This window comes from Cellulomonas sp. SLBN-39, from assembly GCF_006715865.1.
Taxonomy (GTDB): domain Bacteria; phylum Actinomycetota; class Actinomycetes; order Actinomycetales; family Cellulomonadaceae; genus Cellulomonas.
The window spans coordinates 2431198-2452216 of record NZ_VFOA01000001.1 but is presented as its reverse complement, the minus strand read 5'-3'; the positions used below and the strand labels follow the sequence as shown (position 1 = coordinate 2452216).

Sequence of the window (21019 nt, the reverse complement as noted above, 5' to 3'; positions counted from 1 at the left end):
CGCTCCGTCGGGTCGTGCTGCACGGCCGCTCGGCCTGTGCACGGTCACAGCCTGTGACCGTGCACAGCATAGGCACACGTCGGGTGGGCAGCGCCACCGCCCGATACGGGTCGTTATGGACCTGTGACCGCGCACAGGATGTCGTCCCAGGAATGGCAGCGCTCCCGCCTGCCGGCGGGCTAGAGTCGTGCTCCGTGGAGAGCACCGCAGGGGGCCGTCGCCGACCGACCATCCGCGACGTCGCGGCCGAGGCCGGCGTCTCGCGGGGCACGGTCTCCCGCGTCATGAACGGCGGGCACTGGGTGTCCCCCGAGGCCCGCAAGGCCGTCGAGCAGGCGATCCGCTCGACCGGCTACCGCGCGAACCTGCACGCCCGCAGCCTGGCCACCGGCCGCTCCAACTCGGTGGCGTTCCTGCTGACCGAGCCGCAGCACCTGCTCTTCGCCGACCCCAACTTCGCGATCCTGCTGCGCGGCGCCGCCGAGGCGACCGCGGCCCGCGGCATGACGCTCATCCTGCTCGTCGCGGGCACCGAGACCGAGCGCGTCAACGCCGCCGCGTACGTCTCCGACGGGCACGTCGACGGGGTCCTGCTCATCTCGTCGCACGCCGACGAGCCCCTGCTCGGCGACCTCGTCGAGCGCGGCATCCCCACCGTGGCGTGCGGGATCCCCCTGGGCTGGTCGGGGCGCGTGGCGTCCGTGTCCGTCGACGAGGTCGGCGGGGCGCGCACCATGGTCGGGCACCTGCGCGCGCAGGGCCGCCGGCACGTGGCGATGATCGCCGGGCCGCTGGACACCCCCGGCGGCCGGTTCCGGCTCGCGGGGTACCGCGAGGAGCTCGGCGACGACTACGACGAGCGCTACGTCGCGCACGGCGACTACAGCGCGTCGTCGGGCGAGGCCGCGATGGAGGAGCTGCTCGCACGCGTGCCCGACGTGGACGCGGTGTTCGCCGCGTCCGACCTCATGGCCGCCGGCGCCCTGACCGCGCTGCGCCGGCACGGGCGCCGGGTCCCCGACGACGTCGCCGTGGGCGGGTTCGACGACTCGGGCCTCGCCGCGACCCTCGACCCGCCGCTGACGACGATGCACCAGCCCTTCGACCTCATCAGCGCCGAGATGGTGCGGCTGCTGCTCGACGTCGTCGCCGGCGCGCCCCGCACGTCCGTGACGATGCCCGCGCGCCTGGTCGCCCGCGCCAGCGCCTGAACGCCGGACGCCGGGCGACCCGCGGCGGCGGGGCCCGGCGCCCGGCGGGTCCGGCCCGTCAGCCCAGCAGCGGGTGCAGGACCCAGAACACGACGGCGGCGACGGACGCCGCGGCCGGGATGGTGAGGATCCACGCGCCGGCGATGTTCTTGGCCACGCCCCACCGCACGGCCGACAGCCGCTTGGTCGCGCCCACGCCCATGATCGCGGACGTGATCGTGTGCGTCGTCGAGACGGGGGCGTGCAGCCAGAACGCGTTGAGGTAGAGCACGACCGCCGACACCGACTCCGCGACGAAGCCGCGCGCCGGGTCGAGCTCGATGATCTTGCGGCCCAGGGTGCGCATGATGCGCCACCCGCCGGCGTACGTGCCGAGCGAGATCGCCGCCGCCGCCGAGAGCTTGACCCACAGGGGGATGCCGTCCTCCGGCGTCGCCCAGCCGACCGTCAGCAGCGCCAGGAAGATCACACCCATCGTCTTCTGGGCGTCCTGCAGGCCGTGCCCGAGCGCCATGGCGGCGGCCGAGACGGTCTGGGCCACCCGGAAGCGGCGGTTGACGCGCGAGGGCGCCTTGTCCTTGATGAGCCAGAGCAGGCCGGCCATGAGCAGGAACGCCAGGCCGAAACCGACCAGCGGCGAGACGATCATCGGCAGGACGACCTTCTCGACGATCGCCGACCCGAACACGCCGAACCCGGCCGCCAGCCCCGCACCCACGAGCCCGCCGATGAGGGCGTGCGTCGAGGACGACGGCAGCCCGAACCACCAGGTGATGAGGTTCCAGGTGATCGCGCCGACGAGCGCGCAGACGATGACGACGAGCGCGCTGTGCGACGGCGCCCCCTCGAGGTCGACGATCGACGTCGCGATGGTCTCGGCGACCTCGGTGCCGAGCAGCGCACCGGTGAAGTTCATGACGGCGGCCATGACGAGCGCCGCACGGGGCGTCAGGGCGCGCGTCGAGACGGAGGTCGCGATCGCGTTCGCCGCGTCGTGGAAGCCGTTGGTGTAGTCGAACCCGAGGGCGAGCGCGACGACGAAGACGACCAGCACAGGTTCCACCGCGCTCAGGACTCCTTGAGCGCGATGGTCTCGACGGTGTTCGCGACCTTCTCGAACGCGTCGGCCGCGTCCTCGAGCTTCTCCACGATCTCCTTGAGCTTCATCAGCAGGATCGGGTCGGAGATCTCGTCGAACATCTGCGCGAGGAGCTTGCGGTGGACCTTGTCCGCCTGGTTCTCGAGGCGGTTGACCTCGACCCAGTACTCGGAGAGCGAGTCCATCGAGCGCAGCCGGGGCATGGCCTCGGCCGTGAGCTCGGCCGCGCGCTGGAGCACCTGGACCTGGTCGGAGACCCGGGCGGGCAGCTCGTCGACCTTGTACAGCACGATGAGGTCGGAGGCCTCGTCCATGAAGTCCATGCAGTCGTCGAGGTTCGACGCGAGCATGTAGATGTCGTCGCGGTCGAACGGGGTGACGAACGTCTTGTTCAGGCGACGCATGATCGTGTGCGTCGCCTCGTCCGCGGCGTGCTCGGCCGCGGCCATCCGCTTGTTGATCTCCTTGCGGGTGGCCCGGTCGGCCCCCAGCATCTCGGCCAGCAGGTTCGCCCCCGTCACCAGGTGCGTCGCCGAGTCGGCGAAGAGGTCGAAGTAGGACGTGTCGCGCGGTGTCAGGCGCAGGCGCACGGAACTCTCCCGGTGCGAGAGGGACGGGGACGGTGCGGGGCTCGCCGCGGTGCGGGGCCCCGGCCTTCTGCCCCCGGGGGGCTCGGGCCGCGCTCAGCCTAACGGCCGGTGAACGGAGGATGGACCGACGAGGGTCCCCCCTGGGCATGAATCGGCTGTGACGTCGGCCCGCCGCGCACAGGGGGCGGACAGGGGCGCCGGGAGCACGCCCGAGGCAGTCCCGAGGCAGTCCCGCGGCAGCGCGGCGGGGCTGCCGGAGGTGGGGCGACGCCGGGCCGGGAGCGCCTCTCGGCGCGTGGCCGCTCGAAGCGGCTGGTGATGGAGCCCGGGGCTACCGCGGCCCGGCGTCGGCACCAGTCTACGCGCCGGGGCCCTCCGTGCCGAGGGCCGGACGGGGCGGCCGGACGCGAGGGCGGGGCCGGCCGGTCAGACGAGCCGGTCGGCGCGCCAGAGGTGGGCGGCCTCCGCCAGCTCCTCGGCGGTGCGCACGAGCGACGCCGCGCCCCGCGTCGTGCGGCGCGCAGCACCGGGGTCGAGCACGTCGAGGTGGTCGGCGTCGAAGGCGGTCCCGGTGGCCAGCACCTGGCAGAACGCCGCGGCGCGCTCGAGCGCCACCGCGAGGTCGCCGGTGTAGACCCCGGAGAGCACGGCGTCGGCGACCGCGCGCACGTCCGCCGGCCCGGGCGGGCTCACGACGCCCGCGACCGCGTCGTGCACGGGCGCCGCGGCCACCCCCTGGCGGTACCGGTCGGCGACCACCTGGGGGTCGCGGACCACCCACTCGCGCAGCAGGTACAGCCGCCACAGCGCGCCCGGGAGGGTGCCGGCGGGGCTGTCCGACCACAGCTCGGCGACCACGTCGAGCCCCTCGGTCTCGACGAGCGCGACCAGCCGGGCGACGACGTCCGGGTCCTGCGCCTGCCGGCCGGCGCGCACGAGCGCGGCCGCCGTGGTGTGCGCCACCTCCTCGCGCAGGACCGGGTCCGGGCCGGGCACGGCGGCCATCGCCGCCGGGTCGCGCAGCACGGGACGGTGCGGGCGCCCGCCCGCGCGCGAGTCGTCTGTCGTCATCCGGCGATGATGCCCCCGACCTCCGACGCGGCGCACCTGCGCCCTGCCGCGACCCACGTCACGCCCGCCCCGCGTGCGGACCCCGCGCACCGGGGCGAAGGTGGTCGGGCCCGCCGCAGGACGGACGGGTGCAGGACCAGGGACGACACGGAGGTGGATCGATGTCCGATGCAGGGGCGCCCGGCCGGTACCGGGGCAGGGCGGTCGGCCTGGCGGTGGCCGCGGCCGTCGGAGGGTTCCTGTTCGGGTTCGACTCGTCGGTGATCAACGGCGCCGTCCAGGCGGTGCAGGGGCAGTTCGCGCTGTCGGGCGTCGTCACGGGCCTCGTCGTGGCGGTCGCGCTGCTCGGCTCGGCCGTGGGCGCGTGGGTCGGGGGGCACCTGTCCGACCGGTGGGGCCGCACGCGGGTGATGGTGCTCGGCGCCGTCCTGTTCTTCGTGTCCTCGATCCTGTCGGGCCTCGCCTTCAGCGCCTGGGACCTGGCCCTGTGGCGCGTGATGGCCGGCGTCGGCATCGGCATCGCGTCGGTCATCGCCCCCGCCTACATCGCCGAGATCGCGCCGGCCGCGATCCGCGGGCGCCTCGGGTCGCTGCAGCAGCTCGCGATCACGCTGGGCATCTTCGCCGCGCTGCTGTCCGACCAGCTGCTGGCCGTCACCGCCGGCGGGGCGGCCGAGACGCTGTGGCTGGGGCTCGAGGCGTGGCGGTGGATGTTCCTCGTGTGCGCCGTGCCCGCGGTCGTGTACGGGGTGCTCGCGCTGCGCATCCCCGAGTCCCCCCGGTACCTGGTGGCCACCGGCCGCCGCGACGAGGCCGTCGACGTGCTGCGCGACGTCCTGGGGCCGGACGAGGACCCCGAGGCGCGCGTGCAGCAGATCGAGCGCACCATCCGCCAGGACGAGCAGGTGGCGCAGCAGGCCAGCCTGCGCGGGCCGGTGCTGGGCCTGCTGCCGGTGGTCTGGGTCGGCATCCTGCTGTCGGTCTTCCAGCAGTTCGTCGGGATCAACGTGATCTTCTACTACTCCACGACGCTGTGGCAGGCCGTCGGGTTCGCCGAGGAGCAGTCCTTCACGTTCTCCACGATCACGGCGGTGACGAACGTCGTGGTGACGCTGGTCGCGATCGCCCTCGTCGACCGGGTGGGCCGGCGCCCGATGCTGCTCGCCGGCTCGGCGGGGATGACGGTCGCGCTCGGCACGATGGCGCTCGCGTTCACCCAGTCGACCGGGACGGGCGAGGAGCTCACGCTGGGCGGTGCGTGGGGCGTGGTCGCGCTCGTCGCGGCGAACGCGTTCGTCGTGTTCTTCGGCGCCACGTGGGGCCCGCTGGTGTGGGTCCTGCTCGGCGAGATGTTCCCCAACCGGATCCGCGCCGCCGCCCTCGGCGTGGCGGCGTCGGCGCAGTGGGTCGCCAACTTCCTCATCACGCTGTCGTTCCCGGAGATGCTCGCCCGGTTCGGCGCCACGGCGCCGTACCTGATGTACGCGGCGTTCGCGGCGCTGTCGTTCGTGTTCGTCCTGACGAAGGTGCCGGAGACGAAGGGCGTGGAGCTGGAGGACATGGAGGGCCTGCAGGTGCACCGGCGCGGCCGCGGCTGACCGCGCACCCCGACGCCCGTCGCGCCCCTGGTGCGGCGGGCGTCGTCGCGTCGTGCCGTCGTGGGGGCCGTCGTGGGGGCCGCCGTGGGCGTCGTCCGGGCGGGGTGCGACGCACCTCACCGTTCCTCACCCGGCCGAACGGTTGCCTCGGGTAAAGACCTGACGTAGCGTTGCCCGAAGCAACAGTCTCGGGCGCCCGCGCCCGCCGCTCCCGACCGTCGACGACGCCCGGTCGAGCCCCCTCCCCGTCCGGAAGCGAGCCCTGCCATGACCACCGTCCCCACCCGTCCGCCCGTCGACGACGCCGCCCCCGCCGCACCGGCGCCGCGCATGTCGCACCGCGAGGTCCTCGAGGCGCTCTCCGGGATCCTCCTCGGCATGTTCGTCTCGATCCTCGCGACGAGCGTCGTGTCGTCGTCGCTGCCGCGGATCATCACCGACCTCGGCGGTTCGCAGTCCGCGTTCACCTGGGTCGTCACCGCCACCCTCCTCACGACGACGGTCTCCACGCCGCTGTGGGGCAAGCTCGCGGACCTCGTCGACCGCAAGCTGCTCATCCAGGTCGCGCTCGTCGTGTCCGTGGTCTCCGCCGCGCTCGCCGGCCTCGCGCACAGCACCTCGATGCTCATCGGGATGCGTGCGCTGCAGGGCATCGGCGCCGGCGGACTCACCGCCCTCGGCACCGTGCTGATCGCGGACATCATCAGCCCCCGCGAGCGCGGTCGGTACATGGGCCTCATGGGCGCCGTCATGGGCGTCGGCATGGTCGGCGGGCCGCTGATCGGCGGCGTCATCACCGACACGGCGGGGTGGCGGTGGAACTTCTTCATCGGCCTGCCGTTCGCGATCGCCGCGATCGTGGTCCTCCAGCGCACGCTGCGCCTGCCGGCCGTCGCCCGCCGCACGGTGCGGATCGACTGGGCGGGCGCGGTGCTGCTGTCCGCGGGCGTGACGCTGCTGCTGCTGTGGGTCACGTTCGCCGGGTCCTCGTTCGACCGGGCGTCCTGGCCGAGCGCGGCGATGCTCGGCGGCGCGGTCGCGCTGCTCGTCGTCACCGTGCTCGTGGAGCGCCGGGCGGCCGAGCCGATCATCCCGCTGGGGCTGTTCCGCAACCGCACGGTCGTGCTGGCCGTGGTCGCGTCCGTCGCGGTGGGCGTGGCGCTGTTCGGCACGCAGGTGTTCCTCAGCCAGTACATGCAGCTCGCGCGGGGCCGCACGCCCACCGAGTCCGGCCTGCTGACCGTCCCGATGGTCGTGGGGATGCTGCTGTCGTCGACGCTGTCGGGGCGGGCGATCTCCGTCACCGGGCGGTACAAGCGGTTCATGGTGGCCGGTGCCGTGCTGCTGGTCGCGGGGCTCGGGCTCATGGGCACCATCGACGAGACGACGTCGTTCGTCGTCGTCGGCGCCTACCTGCTGGTCACCGGCGTGGGCGTGGGCATGCTGATGCAGAACCTCGTGCTGGCCGCGCAGAACACCCTGCCGCTGCGCGACGTGGGCGCGGGCACGGCGATGGTCGCGTTCTTCCGCACCCTCGGCGGCACGATCGGGGTGTCCGCGCTCGGTGCGCTGCTGTCGTCACGGGTGGGCACGCTCACCGCGGACGGGCTCGCGGGCATCGGCGTGGACCCGGGGGCGCTGGGTTCCACCGGGTCGGGCGCGAGCAGCCTGCCGGACCTGGCGACGCTGCCGGGGCCGGTGCGCACGGTCGTCGAGCACGCGTTCGGCGTGGGGGTGGCCGAGCTGTTCCTCGTGGGTGCGCCCGTCGCGCTGCTCGCGCTGGTGGCCGTCCTGCTGCTGCGCGAGGTGCCGCTGGGCGACCGGTCCAACCTCGACCGTCTGCTCGACGAGCAGGACGCCCCGGCGACCGCCTGACGCGTCGGCGGGCCCGCCCGGCCCGCCGACGCCTCAGCGCGGCAGCCGGCCGATGTCGGAGTTGAGACGACCCAGCAGGTCGGCGAGCGCGGCAAGGTCGGGCTCGCCCCAGTGCCCGAGGGACGTCGCGAAGAACGCGTGGCGCGCCTTCTTCGCGTGCGCGAGCCGACGGGCGCCCTCCTCGGTGAGGCCCAGCGGGTGGTTGCGCGAGTCGAGGGGGTCCGTGCCCCGCGCGATCAGACCGAGCTGCTCGAGGCGCGCCAGCTGACGCGACATGGTGCCGCGGCCGACGCCCAGGTGCCCGGCGAGGTCGGAGGCCCGGATGCCGGGGGTCGCGGCCACCGTCGTCAGCAGCGTGTACGCGCCGGCGTCGAGGTCGGGGTGGATGTCCCGCGCGAGGTGGGCGGAGGCCGCACGGGCCCGGCGCATGAACAGCCCGAGCTCCTGCTCGACGCGCAGCAACGGGTCCGTGGTCATGGGCTCATCCTGGCCCAGCGGGCACCGGCTGCGCATCGCCCGCGCCGGGCCGGGCGCAGCGGATCCCGTGCACCGGGTCGGGCACGGCGGACCCGGCGCGTCGGGTCCGAGGAACGGGCCCGGCGGGCGGGTCCGGTCAGTGCGCCCAGGTGCGGCGGCGCCGGGCCACCTGCGCGATCGCCGAGACCCGCGCGGGCTCCAGGCGCACCGGCATCGCCCGGAACGCCCCGGGCACCTCGTGGCGGGACAGCACCAGGGCGTCCTGCGCGGGGGCGTCGGGGTCGCGGTCGAGCATGGCGTGGATGACCAGGACGGCCCGCACGGTGACGCCTGCGCAGCCCGCGGCCTGCAGCAGCCCCTGGACGCGGGACGCCTCCAGGCGCGCGTCGCGCAGGTGCGCCACGGCCCGGCCGTCCACGCGCATGGAGCGCCCGGAGACGGTGACGCTCTGCTCGGGGTGCCGCCGCTCGGCGACGGTGAGGATGCCCCCGGGGCCGACGAGCAGGTGCTCGACGACGGTGCCCTGGCGGCCCAGCGGCACGTCGTGCAGGACCTGCCAGCCCTCCTCGGCGAGCCGGTCCAGCCGGGCGGCGACCGAGCCGGTGCTCTCGCCGGTGCGCGGCACGGGGTCGGTCTCGAAGGTGTCGAGCGAGCCGAGGGGCTGCTCGACGGTCAGGACCAGCTCGGCGACGTCCTTGCGCAGGTACGCCTGCGCGGCGCGCCGCACACCGGCCTCCAGCAGCGGGTCCTCGACCGTGACCTCGCCGGACTGCAGGTCCACGGACCCCAGGGCCGCACCCGTCTCGAGGGTCACGTACAACCGGTCGGCGCCGTAGCGTCGCCATCGTCGGACCGTCAGCACCTCCTCCACCTCCGCATTATCGGCAGCGGCGGGCCCGAACTGCAGCGGGTGAACAGCACAGTTTCGTCACGACCCTGGCGTGTCGGGACGCCAGGGTCGTGGCGTGTCGGGCCGCCGCGGCGCGTCGCGCCCCGGCGGGTCGTCAGCGGGCGTCGTCGGGCTGGGGCTCGAAGGTCAGGCTGACGGAGTTCATGCAGTACCGGTCGCCGGTCGGCGTCTGGGGCGCGTCGTCGAAGACGTGCCCCAGGTGCGAGCCGCAGCGGGCGCAGCGCACCTCGGTGCGGACCATGCCGTGGCTGCGGTCGGTGATCAGCTCGACGCGGTCGCCGGCGAGCGGGGAGAAGAAGCTCGGCCACCCGCAGTGCGAGTCGAACTTCGTCTCGGACCGGAACAGCTCGTTGCTGCACGCGCGGCAGCGGTAGACGCCCTCGCGGCGCTCGTCGAGCAGGGCACCGGTCCAGGCGCGCTCGGTGCCCGCACGGCGCAGCACGGCGAACTCCTGCGGGTCCAGCTCGGCGGACCACTGCTCGTCGGACTTCTGCACGGGGTAGGGGGTGCTCACGGTGTCCTCCTGGTGTCGGTGGCGATGGGCACAACACGGTGGGGACGCCGGGCGTTCCCACCGCGAGGACGGGGTCCGCCGGCCCGCCCGAGCACGTCCGTCGTGAGGCCGGGGCAACTGTCCGGCGCGCCGAGGTGTCGCTCACCCGGACGGACGACTTAGTGTGACCTGACGCCCGTCACCCCGACGCTGCGAGGTCCTGTGCCCCGAACGTCCCGCCGACGCAGGAGCTTCACGCGCACCTTCGCCGTCGTGAGCCTCGTCGGCATGGCCGCGCTCGGGGTCGCGCTCGTCCTCGTGACGTCGGCGCAGATGCAGCGGCAGGCCGCCGCGGACGGCACGACGCTCGCGCGGGTCGTCGCGGGGTACGCCGCCGGGAGCGTCCCCAGCAGCGCATTCGTGACGGGCGTGCTCACCGACGAGACGCACGCACGGGTGACGTCGCAGACCGCGGGGTTCGCCGGCGCGCTCGTCGAGCTGCGGCTGTGGAGCCTGGACGGGCGCCTGATGCACAGCTCGGACCCGACGACGACGAGCGGGCTGCCGCACGCCCAGCGGTTCGACGCCGTCATGGGCGGGCGGGCGGCCGACGCCGTCGTGCAGCGCGAGGTGCGCCGCGGCGCCGCCGGCGCGGCGGCCGAGACGACCGTGCTGGACGTGTACGTGCCGGTGCAGGCGTCGCAGACGGCGGACGGGGGGTCGGCGGGCGCGGCGGCGCCCGGCGAGCAGGTCGGCGTCGCGGAGGTCGTGCTGGACCACACGGCGAACCAGCGCACGCTGGCGCGCGCGGTGCGCGACGTCACGCTGGTCGTCGCGTCGAGCCTGGTGGTCCTGTGGCTGCTGCTGTTCCGCATCGTGACCAGCACGTCGCGGCGGCTGCGGCACACCGCGCTGGAGAACGCCCGCCTGGCCATGCTGGACTCGCTGACGGGCCTGCCGAACCGGCGGCTGCTGGCCGACCAGATGCGCAAGACGATCGCCCGCGCGGAGGTCGACGGCACCCGCGTGGGGCTGATCCTGCTGGACGTCGACCGGTTCAAGGACATCAACGACACGCTCGGCCACGACCACGGCGACGAGCTCCTCGAGCAGGTCGCCGAGCGGCTGCGCGGCGCGCTGCGCGACGAGGACGTCGTGGCCCGGCTCGGCGGCGACGAGTTCGCGATCCTGCTGCCGGACGTGCGCACGGTCGCGAACGCCGAGCGCCTGGGCCGGCGCGTGCGGGGCCTGTTCGCCCGGCCGTTCGAGCTCGGCGGCATGGCGCTGCACGTGGAGACGTCGATCGGCGTCGCGTGCCTGCCGGACCACGCGGGCGACGCGTCGGCCCTCATGCGGACCGCGGACATCGCGATGTACGTGGCCAAGCACCAGCGCACGGGTGTCGCGGTGTACTCCCCCGACGTGGACGACTCCTCGCCGGCCCGCCTGGTGCTGCTGGGCGAGCTGCACGCGGCGATCGAGGCGCAGGCCGCGGGGCGCTCGGCGGACCTGACGGGCGCCCCCGGCAGCGCGAGCGAGCACGCGCAGCTCGAGATGCACTACCAGCCGAAGATCGAGCTGGCGTCGGGCCGCACCGTGGGCTTCGAGGCGCTGCTGCGCTGGCGGCACCCGACGCGCGGCGTGCTCGCGCCCGGCACGTTCATCCCGCTCGCGGAGCAGTCGGGACTCATCCACGAGGTGACCGAGCTCGCGCTGACGGAGACCGTGCGCCAGCTCGCCGTGTGGCGCGCCGAGGGCCGCGACCTGCCGGTGGCCGTGAACCTGTCGGCCCACGACGTGGCCACGCCGGCGGTGGTCGACACCGTCGAGGACCTGCTGGCGACCTACGACCTGCCGGCGCGCCTGCTGGAGGTCGAGATCACCGAGACCGCCATCGTCGCGGACCGCTCGCGGGTCGTGCCCGTGCTGCACCGGCTGCGGGGGCTGGGCGTGCGCGTCGCCATCGACGACTTCGGCACCGGGACGACGTCGATCTCGCAGCTGCGGGACCTGCCGGTGGACGAGCTGAAGATCGACCGCCTGTTCGTGCAGGACCTCGGCGAGCGTGCGCGCGAGGGGTCCGAGGTCGTCGTGCAGGCCATGGTCGACCTGGCGCACTCGTTCAGCCTGACGGTGGTGGCGGAGGGTGTCGAGGACGAGGCCACGGCGGCCGTCCTCGGACGCCTCGGGGTGGACCGCGCCCAGGGCTTCCTGTGGGCACGACCGGCGCCCGCGGCGCACGTCGCGGCGGGCGCGGCACCGACGGTCCGTCACTCGTCCGAGTGAATCTGGCGGAACTCCTCAAGTCCGGCCCGCGCCCTGCCGAAGGGGGCGATGGGGAGAGGTGCACCCTCTCCGCCATCCCAGGCCGTGACGCGTACGAACGAGGGACACCCGGATGATGGACGACCTGCTCGAGGAGATGATCGACCCCGAGCCCCCGCGCGCCGAGGTCATGCGCCGGCGGCGGCTGTGGACGACGGGCGGGATCCTCACGCTCGCCGCCGTGGGCGTGGCCTCGCTGACGACCGCCGCGGTGTTCACCGACCAGGACACGTCGTCGGGGAGCATCACCAGCGGGACGCTGCAGCTCGCCGCGGCGCAGTCGGTGGCGTTCGACGTGCCCACCGAGGGCCTGGCCCCCGGCGGCACCACGTGGGCGCCGCTGACGGTGGAGAACCGCGGGTCGCTGCACCTGCGGTACGGCATCTCGCTGCGCGCGGACGCGACGGACCCGGCGGACCCCATGCCGAGCCCGCCGTCGGACGTGACGCCCGCGGCCCTGACGGACGTGCTGCGCCTGCGCGTCTACGTCTCGGCGACCTGCGACGCCTCGGTCGACGGCACGGAGCCCGTCGCGGACTCGGCGGCCCTGCTGGGCGGCGGCGCGACCTTCGGCCTGCCGACGGGCGCGACCCCGGTCCCGGTGCTGGGCTCCCCGGGCGACGCGCAGGACCCCGCCGGCACGGGCGGGCTCGCCGACGAGCGGGGCCTGGCCGGCGCGAGCGGCACCGAGGCGCTGTGCCTGCGGGTCGACATGGACCCCGCAGCGGGCAACGAGTACCAGAACCGGGCCGCGGACGTGGCCCTGACGTTCAGCTCCGAGCAGACCGTGAACAACGGGGGCGCGCTGACCGGGCCGTCGCCCGTCGACGGCTGACGGGCGGGCGCGCGGGTGCCCGGGGCGGGGGTGGCGCAGGCGCGGTCGACGCTCGGGCGGTGGCCCGGGGCCGACCGGCGCACGCCTCGCCCTGCCCCGGCGAGGCCCCGGGTCCACCTGCCGCTGTGGCGCCGGGCCGCGGGCGTCGCGCTGTGGGTCGTGGTGGTGGCCGGCGTCGTGCTGTACGCCGCCAGCCTGGCGGCGCCCCTGTGGTTCCAGGCCCAGGGCCAGCGCCTGCTGGTCGTCACGTCCGGCTCGATGGCGCCACGGTTCCAGGCCGGTGACGTCGTGGTGCTGCGCGCGGTGCGGGACGTGTCGGAGCTGCGGCCGGGGCTCGTCGTGACGTTCCAGCCCGTCGGGTCCGAGAACCTCGTCACGCACCGGATCGTCTCGCTGCACCAGCTGCCCGCGATGGAGCAGGTCGCCGCGGACGGGCAGATGGCGGAGGTCGTCGACGCGACCGGCGAGCCGACCCTGCAGGGGTACATCCGCACCCAGGGCGACGCGAACGCCGACCCCGACCCGAACGCGACGCCGTTCGAGCGGGTGCGGGGGGTGCTGCTGGCCGTGCACCGGGGGTGGGGCGAGCCGCTGGCCTGGGCCACGTCGGCGCAGGGCCGCGCGACGCTCCTGGCCCCGCCGCTGCTGGCGCTGGCGCTGCTCGAGGGGCTCTCGCTGCTCGACGCCCGCAGGGCCCGGCGCCGGCGCGTCCCGGGGCGCGAGGACGACCGGAGGCTCGATGCGCTCCTCCTCGACTGACCGGCGCGCCGGTCCCGCCGCCACGCCGGACGCCCGAGGGCTGCGGGGGCGGCTCGTCGTCGCGCTGCTGCTCGCGGCCTGCGTGGCGGCAGGGCCCGCCCTGGGCCGCACGGGCGCCGTGTTCGTCGACCGCACGTCGACGACGTGGCAGGTGCGCTCGACGGGTGCCGAGGACCCGCGCTGGCCCGCCCCGGAGCCGACGTCCGACCCCGCGCCGGCCCCGACCGACGCGCAGGACCCCGGGCCCGCGCCGACGGCCGACCCGACGCCGCCGACCGTGACCGCCGTCGCCCCCTGACGGCGCCCGCCCCGCGCTCAGAGCCCCAGCGCGCGCACCCGCTCCCCCGTGCCGAGGGTCGGCGGCTGGTGCAGGAGGTCCACCTCGACGGCCGTCACGACGCCGACCGCACCGACACCGTCGTGCAGGGCGCGGAACAGCCCGGGGTGCTCGTCGCGGCTCGCGCGGCGCACGTCGCCGGCCGCCGTCACCAGCTCGACGGAGCGGACGGCCGACGGCGCGACGCCGAGGGCCCGGGCCGAGGGCCCCGGACCCGGGGTGAGGTAGCCGGCGAGCGCGACGGTCGGCGGCCCGGAGCACGCGGGCACGAGCCGGTGCGCGGCGGCCGCGGTGACGACCTCGCCCCAGGGCACCCCGGCGCCGACCTGCGCGGTCCGGGTGCCGGGGTCGACGTAGACGCCGTCGAGCCAGCCGGTGACGACGAGCACGGCCCCGGCCAGGTCGCCGGCGCCGCCGTGCCCGACTCCGTGGGTGGCCACGTGCACGCCGTGGGCCCGGGCGGCGTGCAGGACGGCGACGAGCTCGTGGGTGCGGTGCACCTCGACGACGGCGACGGGCCGCAGGGGGCGCAGGGGGCGCAGCACGCCCCGGGTGCGGCAGTGCCGGTCGTAGGCGGGCGTGGCGGGCGGGTGGACCGCTGCCGCGCAGGAGGCGAGCGCGTCGAGCACGTCGGGCTCCGCGTCGGCGGGCGTGGCGGTCGTCATGGGGCGTCCTCCGCTGGTCCTTCGCCCCGCCGTCCGGCGGGGGCGCGGGAGAGGAGCGCGCAGCGGCGCAGGTGATACGTCGCGGGGTCGGCCGTCTCGGCGGGAAGCCTCGGAATAGCCCGTCGGGGGGTGGTGTTGACGGCACCAGATCGATGCAAACGCATAGACTTCAGGTCCACGACGACAGCGAGGTGCACCATGCAGTTCGGGATCTTCTCCGTCGGTGACGTCACCACCGACCCCACCACGGGACGCACGCCCGACGACACCGAGCGGGTCCGGGCGATGCTCACCATCGCCGAGCACGCCGACGCCGCCGGCCTCGACGTCTTCGCCACCGGCGAGCACCACAACCCGCCGTTCGTGCCGTCGTCGCCCACGACGATGCTCGGCTACCTCGCCGGCCGGACGAAGAACATCATCCTCTCCACCGCCACGACGCTGATCACCACGAACGACCCCGTCCGCCTGGCCGAGGAGTACGCGATGCTCCAGGTGGTCGCCGACGGCCGGATGGACCTCATGATGGGCCGCGGCAACACCGGGCCGGTGTACCCCTGGTTCGGCAAGGACATCCGCCAGGGCCTGCCGCTCGCGATCGAGAACTACGCGCTGCTGCGCCGCCTCTGGGAGGAGGACGTCGTCGACTGGAGCGGGAAGTTCCGCACGCCGCTGCAGGGCTTCACGTCCACGCCGCGCCCGCTCGACGGCGTCCCGCCGTTCGTGTGGCACGGGTCGATCCGTTCCCCCGAGATCGCCGAGCAGGCCGCGTACTACGGCGACGGGTTCCTGCACAACGCGATCTTCTGGCCCATGGAGCACACCGCGCAGATGGTGAACTTCTACCGGCAGCGGTACGAGCACCACGGGCACGGCCGCGCCGACCAGGCGATCGTCGGGCTCGGCGGGCAGGTCTTCGTGCGCCCGAACAGCCAGGACGCGTGGAACGAGTTCCGCCCGTACTTCGACGTCGCCCCCGTCTACGGGCACGGGCCGTCGATGGAGGACTTCACGGCCCAGACCCCGCTGACGGTGGGCAGCCCGCAGCAGGTCATCGACCGCTACGGCGCCTTCTGGGAGCAGGTCGGGCACTACCAGCGCCAGATGTTCCTCATCGACCACGCCGGCCTGCCGCTCAAGACCGTGCTGGAGCAGATCGACATCCTCGCCGAGCAGATCGTGCCGGTGCTGCGCGCCGAGGCCGAGTCCCGGCGTCCGGCCGACGTGCCCGCGGCCCCGCCGTCGCACGCCGAGCGTGTCGCCGCCGCCCGCGCGGCGGGCACCGTGCCGCACGCGGCGGAGGTCGCGGCGGACCGGTGGACCGGCCGCACCGCGGAGGACGACCTCGCCGCGGCCGACGCCGCGACCGTCGCCTGACCCGCACGCCCCCCGACCCATCCCGGCCCGCCGTCAGCGACGGGCGCACCCAGGAGGTGCTCTCATGGACGAACGCCAGATCGTCGTGGTCTCCGGCGGCATGTCGCAGCCGTCGTCGACCCGGCTGCTCGCCGACCGCCTCGCCGAGGCGACCGCGGGCGAGCTGCACGAGCACGGGATCACCGCGCACGTGCGGGTCGTCGAGCTGCGCGACCTCGCGCACGACGTCGTGGACCAGACCCTCACCGGCTTCGCGCGCGGCGACCTCGCCGACGCCCAGCAGGCGCTCGCCGCGGCGGACGCCGTGATCGCCGTGACGCCGGTCTACGCCGCGTCCTACGCCGGGCTCTTCAAGTCCTTCGTCGACGTGCTCGACCCCGACGCGCTGCGCGGCACCCCGGTGCTCGTGGCGGCGACCGGCGGCAGCGCCCGGCACTCGCTCGTGCTCGACCACGCGCTGCGCCCGCTCTTCGCGCACCTCGGCGCCGACGTCGTGCCCACCGCGGTGTTCGCCGCGACGGACGACTGGGCCGACGCGGGTGGCGACGACGTGCACCCGCTGCCCGACCGGGTGCGCCGCGCGGGCCGCGAGCTGGCGGCCCGCGTGGCCGGGCGGCCGCCCACGCGCCGTGCGGGGCTGTACGACGCGGTCCCGTCGTTCGAGGACCTGCTCGGCGGGGCCTGACGACCGCCGGCCGTCACGGTCGGCGGCACGCACGACGAGGGCGGACCCACCGGTCGGCGGGTCCGCCCTCGTCGCGTGCAGCGACGCGTCCGACGACGCGTCAGCGGGGTCCGCGCCGGTGCGCAGGCACGAGCCCCACGGGTGGGGCAGGGCTCACTGGTGGAGCAGCGTGAACGCCGTCCCCGTGCCGGTGGGCTCCACGTCGAGCTTCTGGTCGGCGAGCGTCGTCGCCGCCCGCTCGTCCACGTAGACCCGCGCGGAGCCCTCCGTGACGACGTCGTCGCCCGGGGTGGGCCCGGCCACCAGGGCCAGCTCGAACCCGCCGGCCTCCTGCTCGGCGATGCGCAGGCCGCCGCTCTCCTGCGGCAGCCCGGCGCGCTCGGTGAGCGTCTGGACGGCGGTGCGGGCGTTCTCGGTCAGGGTCAGCACGGGAGTCTCCTCTCGGTCGCCTGGGCACGGCCCCGCGCCGGCGGGGTCTCCGCCGGACCGGGGCGGACGAGGTGCCCGTCGGTCGCCCCTACCGTGCGCACGCCCGGCACCCGTCCGCAAACGCAGGTCCGGCTCGTGAGACCTCTCCCGACACGCCGGACGCCCCAGAGGCGGGTGCCGCTCGAGCCACCTACGCTCCGCCCCGCCGGTCGTCGTCGGCCGGGGTCGCCGGCCGGCGGGCGCATGCCTCGCCGGTGTGGTCACGATGGGCCCATGGACCACGCACCCGCTCCCCTCGCGCTGCCCGGCGGCGCGATCCCCCTCCTCGGCCTCGGCACGTGGCAGGCCGACGGCTCCGACGCCGAGCGCGCCGTCAGCACCGCGCTGCAGCTCGGCTACCGGCACGTGGACACGGCGACCGGCTACGGCAACGAGGCGCAGATCGGCCGCGCCCTGGCGCAGGTCGGCATCGACCGGGACGACGTGTTCGTGACCACGAAGCTGCCGCCCGACCACGGCGACCGGGCACGGCGCACGCTGCTCGAGTCGCTCGCGGCCCTCGGCACCGACCACGTCGACCTGTGGCTGATCCACTGGCCGCCGTCCGGTCAGGCGAGCCCGCACGTGTGGGAGGAGCTGCGCCGGGCGCGGGACGAGGGGCTGGCCCGGTCGATCGGGGTGTCGAACTACTCGGTCGCGCAGATCGACGAGCTCGTCGCGGCGACGGGCGAGGCACCGGCCGTGAACCAGATCCCCTGGTCGCCGGTCGACCACGACCCGGCGCTGCTGGCCGCCCACCGTGAGCGCGGCGTGGTCGTCGAGGGCTACAGCCCGTTGCGCCGGACGGACCTGTCGGCGCCGGCGATCGTCGCGGCGGCCCGGGCGCACGACGCGACACCGGCGCAGGTGGTGCTGCGCTGGCACGTCGAGCACGGGGTGGTGGTGATCCCGAAGTCGGTGCGCCGCGAGCGGATCGAGGAGAACCTCGGGGCGCTCGACCTCACCCTGACGCCTGACGAGGTGGCGGCGATCGACGCGCTGGCGGGCTGAGCCGGCGGGCGTGGCGTCGGGATGCCCGTCGCTGCGGCCGGTGGCTGCGCTCCCACGGCGCACGTGCTCGCCGGACCCGGAGGTCGACGAGCACGTCGGGCGGGGGTCGGCCGAGAACCACCACCGCGTCCTGCGTGATCGGCGTCACGCCGTTGTGCCGCCTTCCGCAGGTCTACCGGACCGGCGGGAGTGACGTCAACCACATCGGACGAAACGGGTCGCCCCGGTGCCCCCGGGGCCGAGAGCGCCGCGTCGCGGTCAGCCGAGCAGGCCCAGCAGCCACGACGTCAGGGGCGTGCCGGACGTCAGCGACACCCACCAGATCAGGCCGAGCTGCACCGCGGCGGTCACGACGATGACGACCTGGCGCCGCCGGGTCGGCCGACGCACCGCGAGCAGCATCACGTACAGGACGACGAGCAGCAGGTACGTCTGCCCGCCCGGCTGGCGCACGCCCAGCCACAACGACGTCCACAGACCGACGACCGCGATCGCGGGGGCGATGAGCGACCACGGCTCGCGCACGGCCCGCGCCCACGCCGCGACGAGGAACAGCGGGGACGCCGCGATGCTGAGCAGCACGGCTCCGGTCGCCGCCTGCGCGGCCGGGCCGACCCCGCCGGGGAACCACGTGGCGCCCGCCTCGAGCAGGCCGCCGAACTGCGTGGGCGAGAACCACCACGACAGGTACCACCAGAACCCCATCGCGGCCGCCGGCGGGAAGAGCAGCACGGCGACCGTGGCCAGCTGCGCCGACGGGCCGCGCCGTCCGGCGTGCCGGGCGAAGAACGGGGCGACCAGGCCGAGGGTGAGGGCGTACGGCCACGCGGCGGGGTCGACCATCACCGCGACGCCGAGGGCCAGCCCGGCGCGGAACCCCGCCTCGGTGGAGCCCCGCTCGACGAACGACGCGATCCCCGCGAGCGCGGTGACGAGGAGCGCCAGGCCGAGGACCGACTGCAGGTCGGTCGCCACGAGGTACGTCGTCGGCGGGGCGAGCATGACGGTGGCGACGACCGCCGACGTGGCCCATCCGCCGAACCCCTCGCGGACCATGGTCGAGGCCAGCCCCTGGAGGCTGAACGCGACGACGGCCGCCGCGACGAGGACGTACCCGAGGCCGCTCTGCCCGAGCAGCGCGGCGAGGCCCGCGGCGAGGGGCGGCCACACCTCGCCGACCCACGCCAGGTCGGTGTCGCCCCACACGACGAGGGCGCCGCGTGCCGCGAGCGCGGCGTTGGGCCCGACGGGCTCGGGCCCGGGCAGGGCCCACCACGCGAGCGCGGCGAGCGGCACGAAGTAGACCAGGCGCAGCGCCCACCGGTGCGCGGGGCGCACGGGCCACGCGTCAGCGGCCTGCCGGTACCGGATCGTCGAGGCCGGCAGCGTCGACGCGGGTGAGGCCATGGTCGGTCTTCTCCCAGTAGTGGGGGCGGAAGGCGAGCTGCCAGAGCGCCTTGTAGGCGGCGACCGCGTGCAGCAGCCAGTAGAACGGGTTGAGCAGGGCCCACAGGACGAGCTCGTACCGGCGCCGCTTGAAGGCGCCCATCATGGAGACGTAGGTCATCAGGACGCTGCCGACGCCGAGGTTGGCCAGGCTCAGCCACAGCGCCCAGCCGGGGAACAGCACGGCGAGCCCGCCGGGGCCGAGGGCGAGCGAGGCGACGAAGACGAGGTACAGCACCGGGACGGCGAGGAACGCGGCGGGGGTGCCGGCCACGAGGAACAGGAACGCGAGGACCTGCCGCAGCCCGGCGACCTGCACGAGGCGCAGCGGGTGGCGCACGTGCACGAGCGTCGTCTGCATGTACCCCTTGATCCAGCGGGAGCGCTGGCGCACGAAGTTGCCGTACCGGGAGTTCGCCTCCTCGTACGTCGTGGAGTCGATGACGCCGACGCTCAGGCCCTCGGCGGAGGCGCGGATGCCGAGGTCGGCGTCCTCGGTGACGTTGAACGGGTCCCATCCGCCGAGCCGGCGCAGGGCGTCGGTGCGGAAGTGGTTGGACGTGCCGCCGAGCGGGATGGGCAGGGTGCCGTACTCCAGGCCGGGCAGCATGTAGTCGAACCAGTAGGAGTACTCCAGCGTGAACATGCGCGTGAGCAGGTTCTCGTCGGCGTTGAAGTAGTTGAGGGCGGCCTGCACGCACACCAGCCGGTCCGACCCGGCGCGGAACGCCGCCACGGCCTTGCGCAGCTGGTCGGGGTCGGGCCGGTCCTCGGCGTCGTAGATGACGAGCATCTCGCCGGTGGCGAGCATGAGGCCGACGTTGCAGGCCCGCGGCTTGGTGCGGGGCTGCCCGTCGGGCACGACGACGACGCGGATGTGCTCGGGCGGGTGCGCGGCGAGCGCGGCGTCCCGGGTCTCGTCGTCGTCCTCCTCGACGAGGACGAGCACCTCGAGCAGGTGCGTCGGGTAGTCGAGGGCGCCGAGGTTCTCGATGAGGCGGGCGACGATGTTCGCCTCCTTGTACACCGGGACGAGCACGGTGTAGCGGGGCAGGTCCTCGTCGGCGACGCGGTCCTGCGGGGGCGGCGCGAGCCGGATGAGCTCCTCCATGCGCGCGCCCCGGAACGACGTCCAGAACTTGAAGGCCACGCCGACGAGGAACGCGGCGCCGACGACGACGGACGTCGCGACGAGCGTCTGGCCGGGCCAGCGGACCAGGACCAGCACGAGGACGAGGAGCAGCGCGACCGCCGCGGGCTTCTGCCACCCGACGAGCACGCTGCGCGCGGACTGCTCGGGCGCGCGCCGCCACAGCCCGAGGGTCGCGTCGTCGAGGACCTCGTCGCGGTAGGTGGCCAGCAGCGCCGCGTCGAGGTCGGCGGGGGCCATCTCCTCGATGACGACGTCCGCGTCGGGCGGCAGGCGCAGGGCCCGCAGCGCGGAGCCGCGGCGGGCGCGCCCGACGCTGGAGTCGACGCCGACGCGCGGCGTGCCGTCGGCCGCGGGCGGGAGCACGACGAGGCGCGCCCGCAGCGCGGTCTCCAGCCTCAGCTCCACGTCACCCACCCCGTCCCGGCCGCATCACCCGTCCGGCCCTGCCCGGCACGCTAACCAGTGCCGGGGCGCGAGCGGTGGTGCCGCCCGCCGGGGTGGCCGCCGGGCACCCCGGCAGACGGGGGCGAAGGGGACGAGTCGACCGGGCGCGCGCGCGGATTTCACCCGCCCCGTCGCCGGTCCGGCGGTGCCGCACCCCCTTCCGGGCCCTGCGCCCGGCCGCCATGATCGA

At 75.1% G+C, this 21019-nt stretch carries 20 protein-coding genes; 10 read left to right on the top strand and 10 right to left on the bottom strand.

Annotation, left to right across the window (positions count from 1 at the left end):
- Positions 1–194 precede the first annotated feature (194 nt).
- A complete protein-coding gene (locus FBY24_RS11290; RefSeq protein WP_239072729.1) occupies positions 195–1211 on the top strand; it encodes a LacI family DNA-binding transcriptional regulator in 1017 nt (338 codons plus the stop codon).
- Between the two features lie 58 nt (positions 1212–1269).
- On the opposite strand, the gene FBY24_RS11285 is transcribed toward FBY24_RS11290, so the two are convergent.
- The 3 genes from FBY24_RS11285 to FBY24_RS11275 all read right to left on the bottom strand — a co-directional run bounded on the left by FBY24_RS11285 (position 1270) and on the right by FBY24_RS11275 (position 3971).
- Positions 1270–2274 carry an inorganic phosphate transporter gene (locus FBY24_RS11285; protein ID WP_140457460.1) on the bottom strand — a complete coding sequence of 335 codons (1005 nt, stop codon included), beginning with the start codon at positions 2272–2274 and terminating at the stop codon, positions 1270–1272.
- 5 nt (positions 2275–2279) lie between these two features.
- Positions 2280–2900, bottom strand: coding sequence for a DUF47 domain-containing protein (locus FBY24_RS11280; protein ID WP_140457461.1), 621 nt, complete (start codon positions 2898–2900; stop codon positions 2280–2282).
- A gap of 426 nt (positions 2901–3326) precedes the next feature.
- The gene (locus FBY24_RS11275; RefSeq protein WP_370510983.1) at positions 3327–3971 is read right to left on the bottom strand and encodes a hypothetical protein; all 645 of its coding nucleotides are present in this window, start codon (positions 3969–3971) and stop codon (positions 3327–3329) included.
- Between the two features lie 161 nt (positions 3972–4132).
- On the opposite strand from FBY24_RS11275, the gene FBY24_RS11270 reads away from it, so the two are divergent.
- Both FBY24_RS11270 and FBY24_RS11265 read left to right on the top strand, forming a co-directional pair.
- A complete protein-coding gene (locus FBY24_RS11270) occupies positions 4133–5569 on the top strand; it encodes a sugar porter family MFS transporter (RefSeq protein WP_140457462.1) in 1437 nt (478 codons plus the stop codon).
- A gap of 267 nt (positions 5570–5836) precedes the next feature.
- A complete protein-coding gene (locus FBY24_RS11265; protein WP_142160649.1) occupies positions 5837–7444 on the top strand; it encodes an MFS transporter in 1608 nt (535 codons plus the stop codon).
- A 33-nt stretch (positions 7445–7477) separates the two neighbouring features.
- Here FBY24_RS11265 and FBY24_RS11260 read toward each other — a convergent pair whose 3' ends face one another.
- From FBY24_RS11260 to msrB, 3 genes are all read right to left on the bottom strand, one after another.
- Positions 7478–7921 carry a MarR family winged helix-turn-helix transcriptional regulator gene (locus FBY24_RS11260; RefSeq protein ID WP_140457464.1) on the bottom strand — a complete coding sequence of 148 codons (444 nt, stop codon included), beginning with the start codon at positions 7919–7921 and terminating at the stop codon, positions 7478–7480.
- Between the two features lie 136 nt (positions 7922–8057).
- The gene (locus tag FBY24_RS11255) at positions 8058–8792 is read right to left on the bottom strand and encodes a nuclease-related domain-containing protein (protein WP_142160647.1); all 735 of its coding nucleotides are present in this window, start codon (positions 8790–8792) and stop codon (positions 8058–8060) included.
- A 133-nt stretch (positions 8793–8925) separates the two neighbouring features.
- Positions 8926–9345, bottom strand: coding sequence for a peptide-methionine (R)-S-oxide reductase MsrB (gene msrB, locus FBY24_RS11250; protein ID WP_142160644.1), 420 nt, complete (start codon positions 9343–9345; stop codon positions 8926–8928).
- A 252-nt stretch (positions 9346–9597) separates the two neighbouring features.
- Here msrB and FBY24_RS11245 point away from each other — a divergent pair, with 252 nt between their 5' ends.
- The 4 genes from FBY24_RS11245 (at position 9598) to FBY24_RS11230 (ending at position 13541) form a co-directional block, all read left to right on the top strand.
- A complete protein-coding gene (locus FBY24_RS11245; RefSeq protein WP_255432358.1) occupies positions 9598–11610 on the top strand; it encodes a bifunctional diguanylate cyclase/phosphodiesterase in 2013 nt (670 codons plus the stop codon).
- Between the two features lie 112 nt (positions 11611–11722).
- Positions 11723–12484, top strand: a complete 762-nt coding sequence (locus FBY24_RS11240) for a TasA family protein (RefSeq protein ID WP_142160642.1) — start codon at positions 11723–11725, stop codon at positions 12482–12484.
- A gap of 30 nt (positions 12485–12514) precedes the next feature.
- Positions 12515–13243 carry a signal peptidase I gene (locus tag FBY24_RS19680; protein ID WP_304515642.1) on the top strand — a complete coding sequence of 243 codons (729 nt, stop codon included), beginning with the start codon at positions 12515–12517 and terminating at the stop codon, positions 13241–13243.
- Entirely contained in the window at positions 13224–13541 is a 318-nt protein-coding gene (locus tag FBY24_RS11230) for a hypothetical protein (RefSeq protein WP_142160640.1), read from the top strand. Before FBY24_RS19680 ends, FBY24_RS11230 begins: the two co-directional genes overlap by 20 nt.
- Before the next feature lie 17 nt (positions 13542–13558).
- On the opposite strand, the gene FBY24_RS11225 is transcribed toward FBY24_RS11230, so the two are convergent.
- Positions 13559–14245 carry an FAD-dependent oxidoreductase gene (locus FBY24_RS11225; RefSeq protein WP_142160638.1) on the bottom strand — a complete coding sequence of 229 codons (687 nt, stop codon included), beginning with the start codon at positions 14243–14245 and terminating at the stop codon, positions 13559–13561.
- A gap of 198 nt (positions 14246–14443) precedes the next feature.
- Here FBY24_RS11225 and FBY24_RS11220 point away from each other — a divergent pair, with 198 nt between their 5' ends.
- Both FBY24_RS11220 and FBY24_RS11215 read left to right on the top strand, forming a co-directional pair.
- On the top strand, positions 14444–15622 hold the full coding sequence (locus FBY24_RS11220; RefSeq protein WP_142160636.1) for an LLM class flavin-dependent oxidoreductase: 1179 nt from the start codon (positions 14444–14446) through the stop codon (positions 15620–15622).
- A gap of 64 nt (positions 15623–15686) precedes the next feature.
- Positions 15687–16307 (top strand): CE1759 family FMN reductase, encoded by a 621-nt coding sequence (locus FBY24_RS11215; RefSeq protein ID WP_142160634.1) that lies wholly within the window; start codon positions 15687–15689, stop codon positions 16305–16307.
- Positions 16308–16460: 153 nt separating this feature from the next.
- Here the strand turns inward: FBY24_RS11215 and FBY24_RS11210 are convergent, their stop codons facing one another.
- Entirely contained in the window at positions 16461–16736 is a 276-nt protein-coding gene (locus tag FBY24_RS11210; protein ID WP_142160632.1) for an adhesin, read from the bottom strand.
- A 273-nt stretch (positions 16737–17009) separates the two neighbouring features.
- On the opposite strand from FBY24_RS11210, the gene FBY24_RS11205 reads away from it, so the two are divergent.
- Entirely contained in the window at positions 17010–17786 is a 777-nt protein-coding gene (locus FBY24_RS11205; protein ID WP_142160630.1) for an aldo/keto reductase, read from the top strand.
- A 258-nt stretch (positions 17787–18044) separates the two neighbouring features.
- Here the strand turns inward: FBY24_RS11205 and FBY24_RS11200 are convergent, their stop codons facing one another.
- Together FBY24_RS11200 and FBY24_RS11195 are read right to left on the bottom strand one after the other, a co-directional pair.
- Complete coding sequence (locus FBY24_RS11200) at positions 18045–19193, bottom strand: hypothetical protein (protein ID WP_142160628.1); 1149 nt, start codon at positions 19191–19193, stop codon at positions 18045–18047.
- Positions 19135–20790, bottom strand: coding sequence for a glycosyltransferase (locus FBY24_RS11195; RefSeq protein ID WP_255432357.1), 1656 nt, complete (start codon positions 20788–20790; stop codon positions 19135–19137). The genes FBY24_RS11200 and FBY24_RS11195 overlap by 59 nt, the downstream gene beginning before the upstream one ends.
- Positions 20791–21019: the final 229 nt, after the last annotated feature.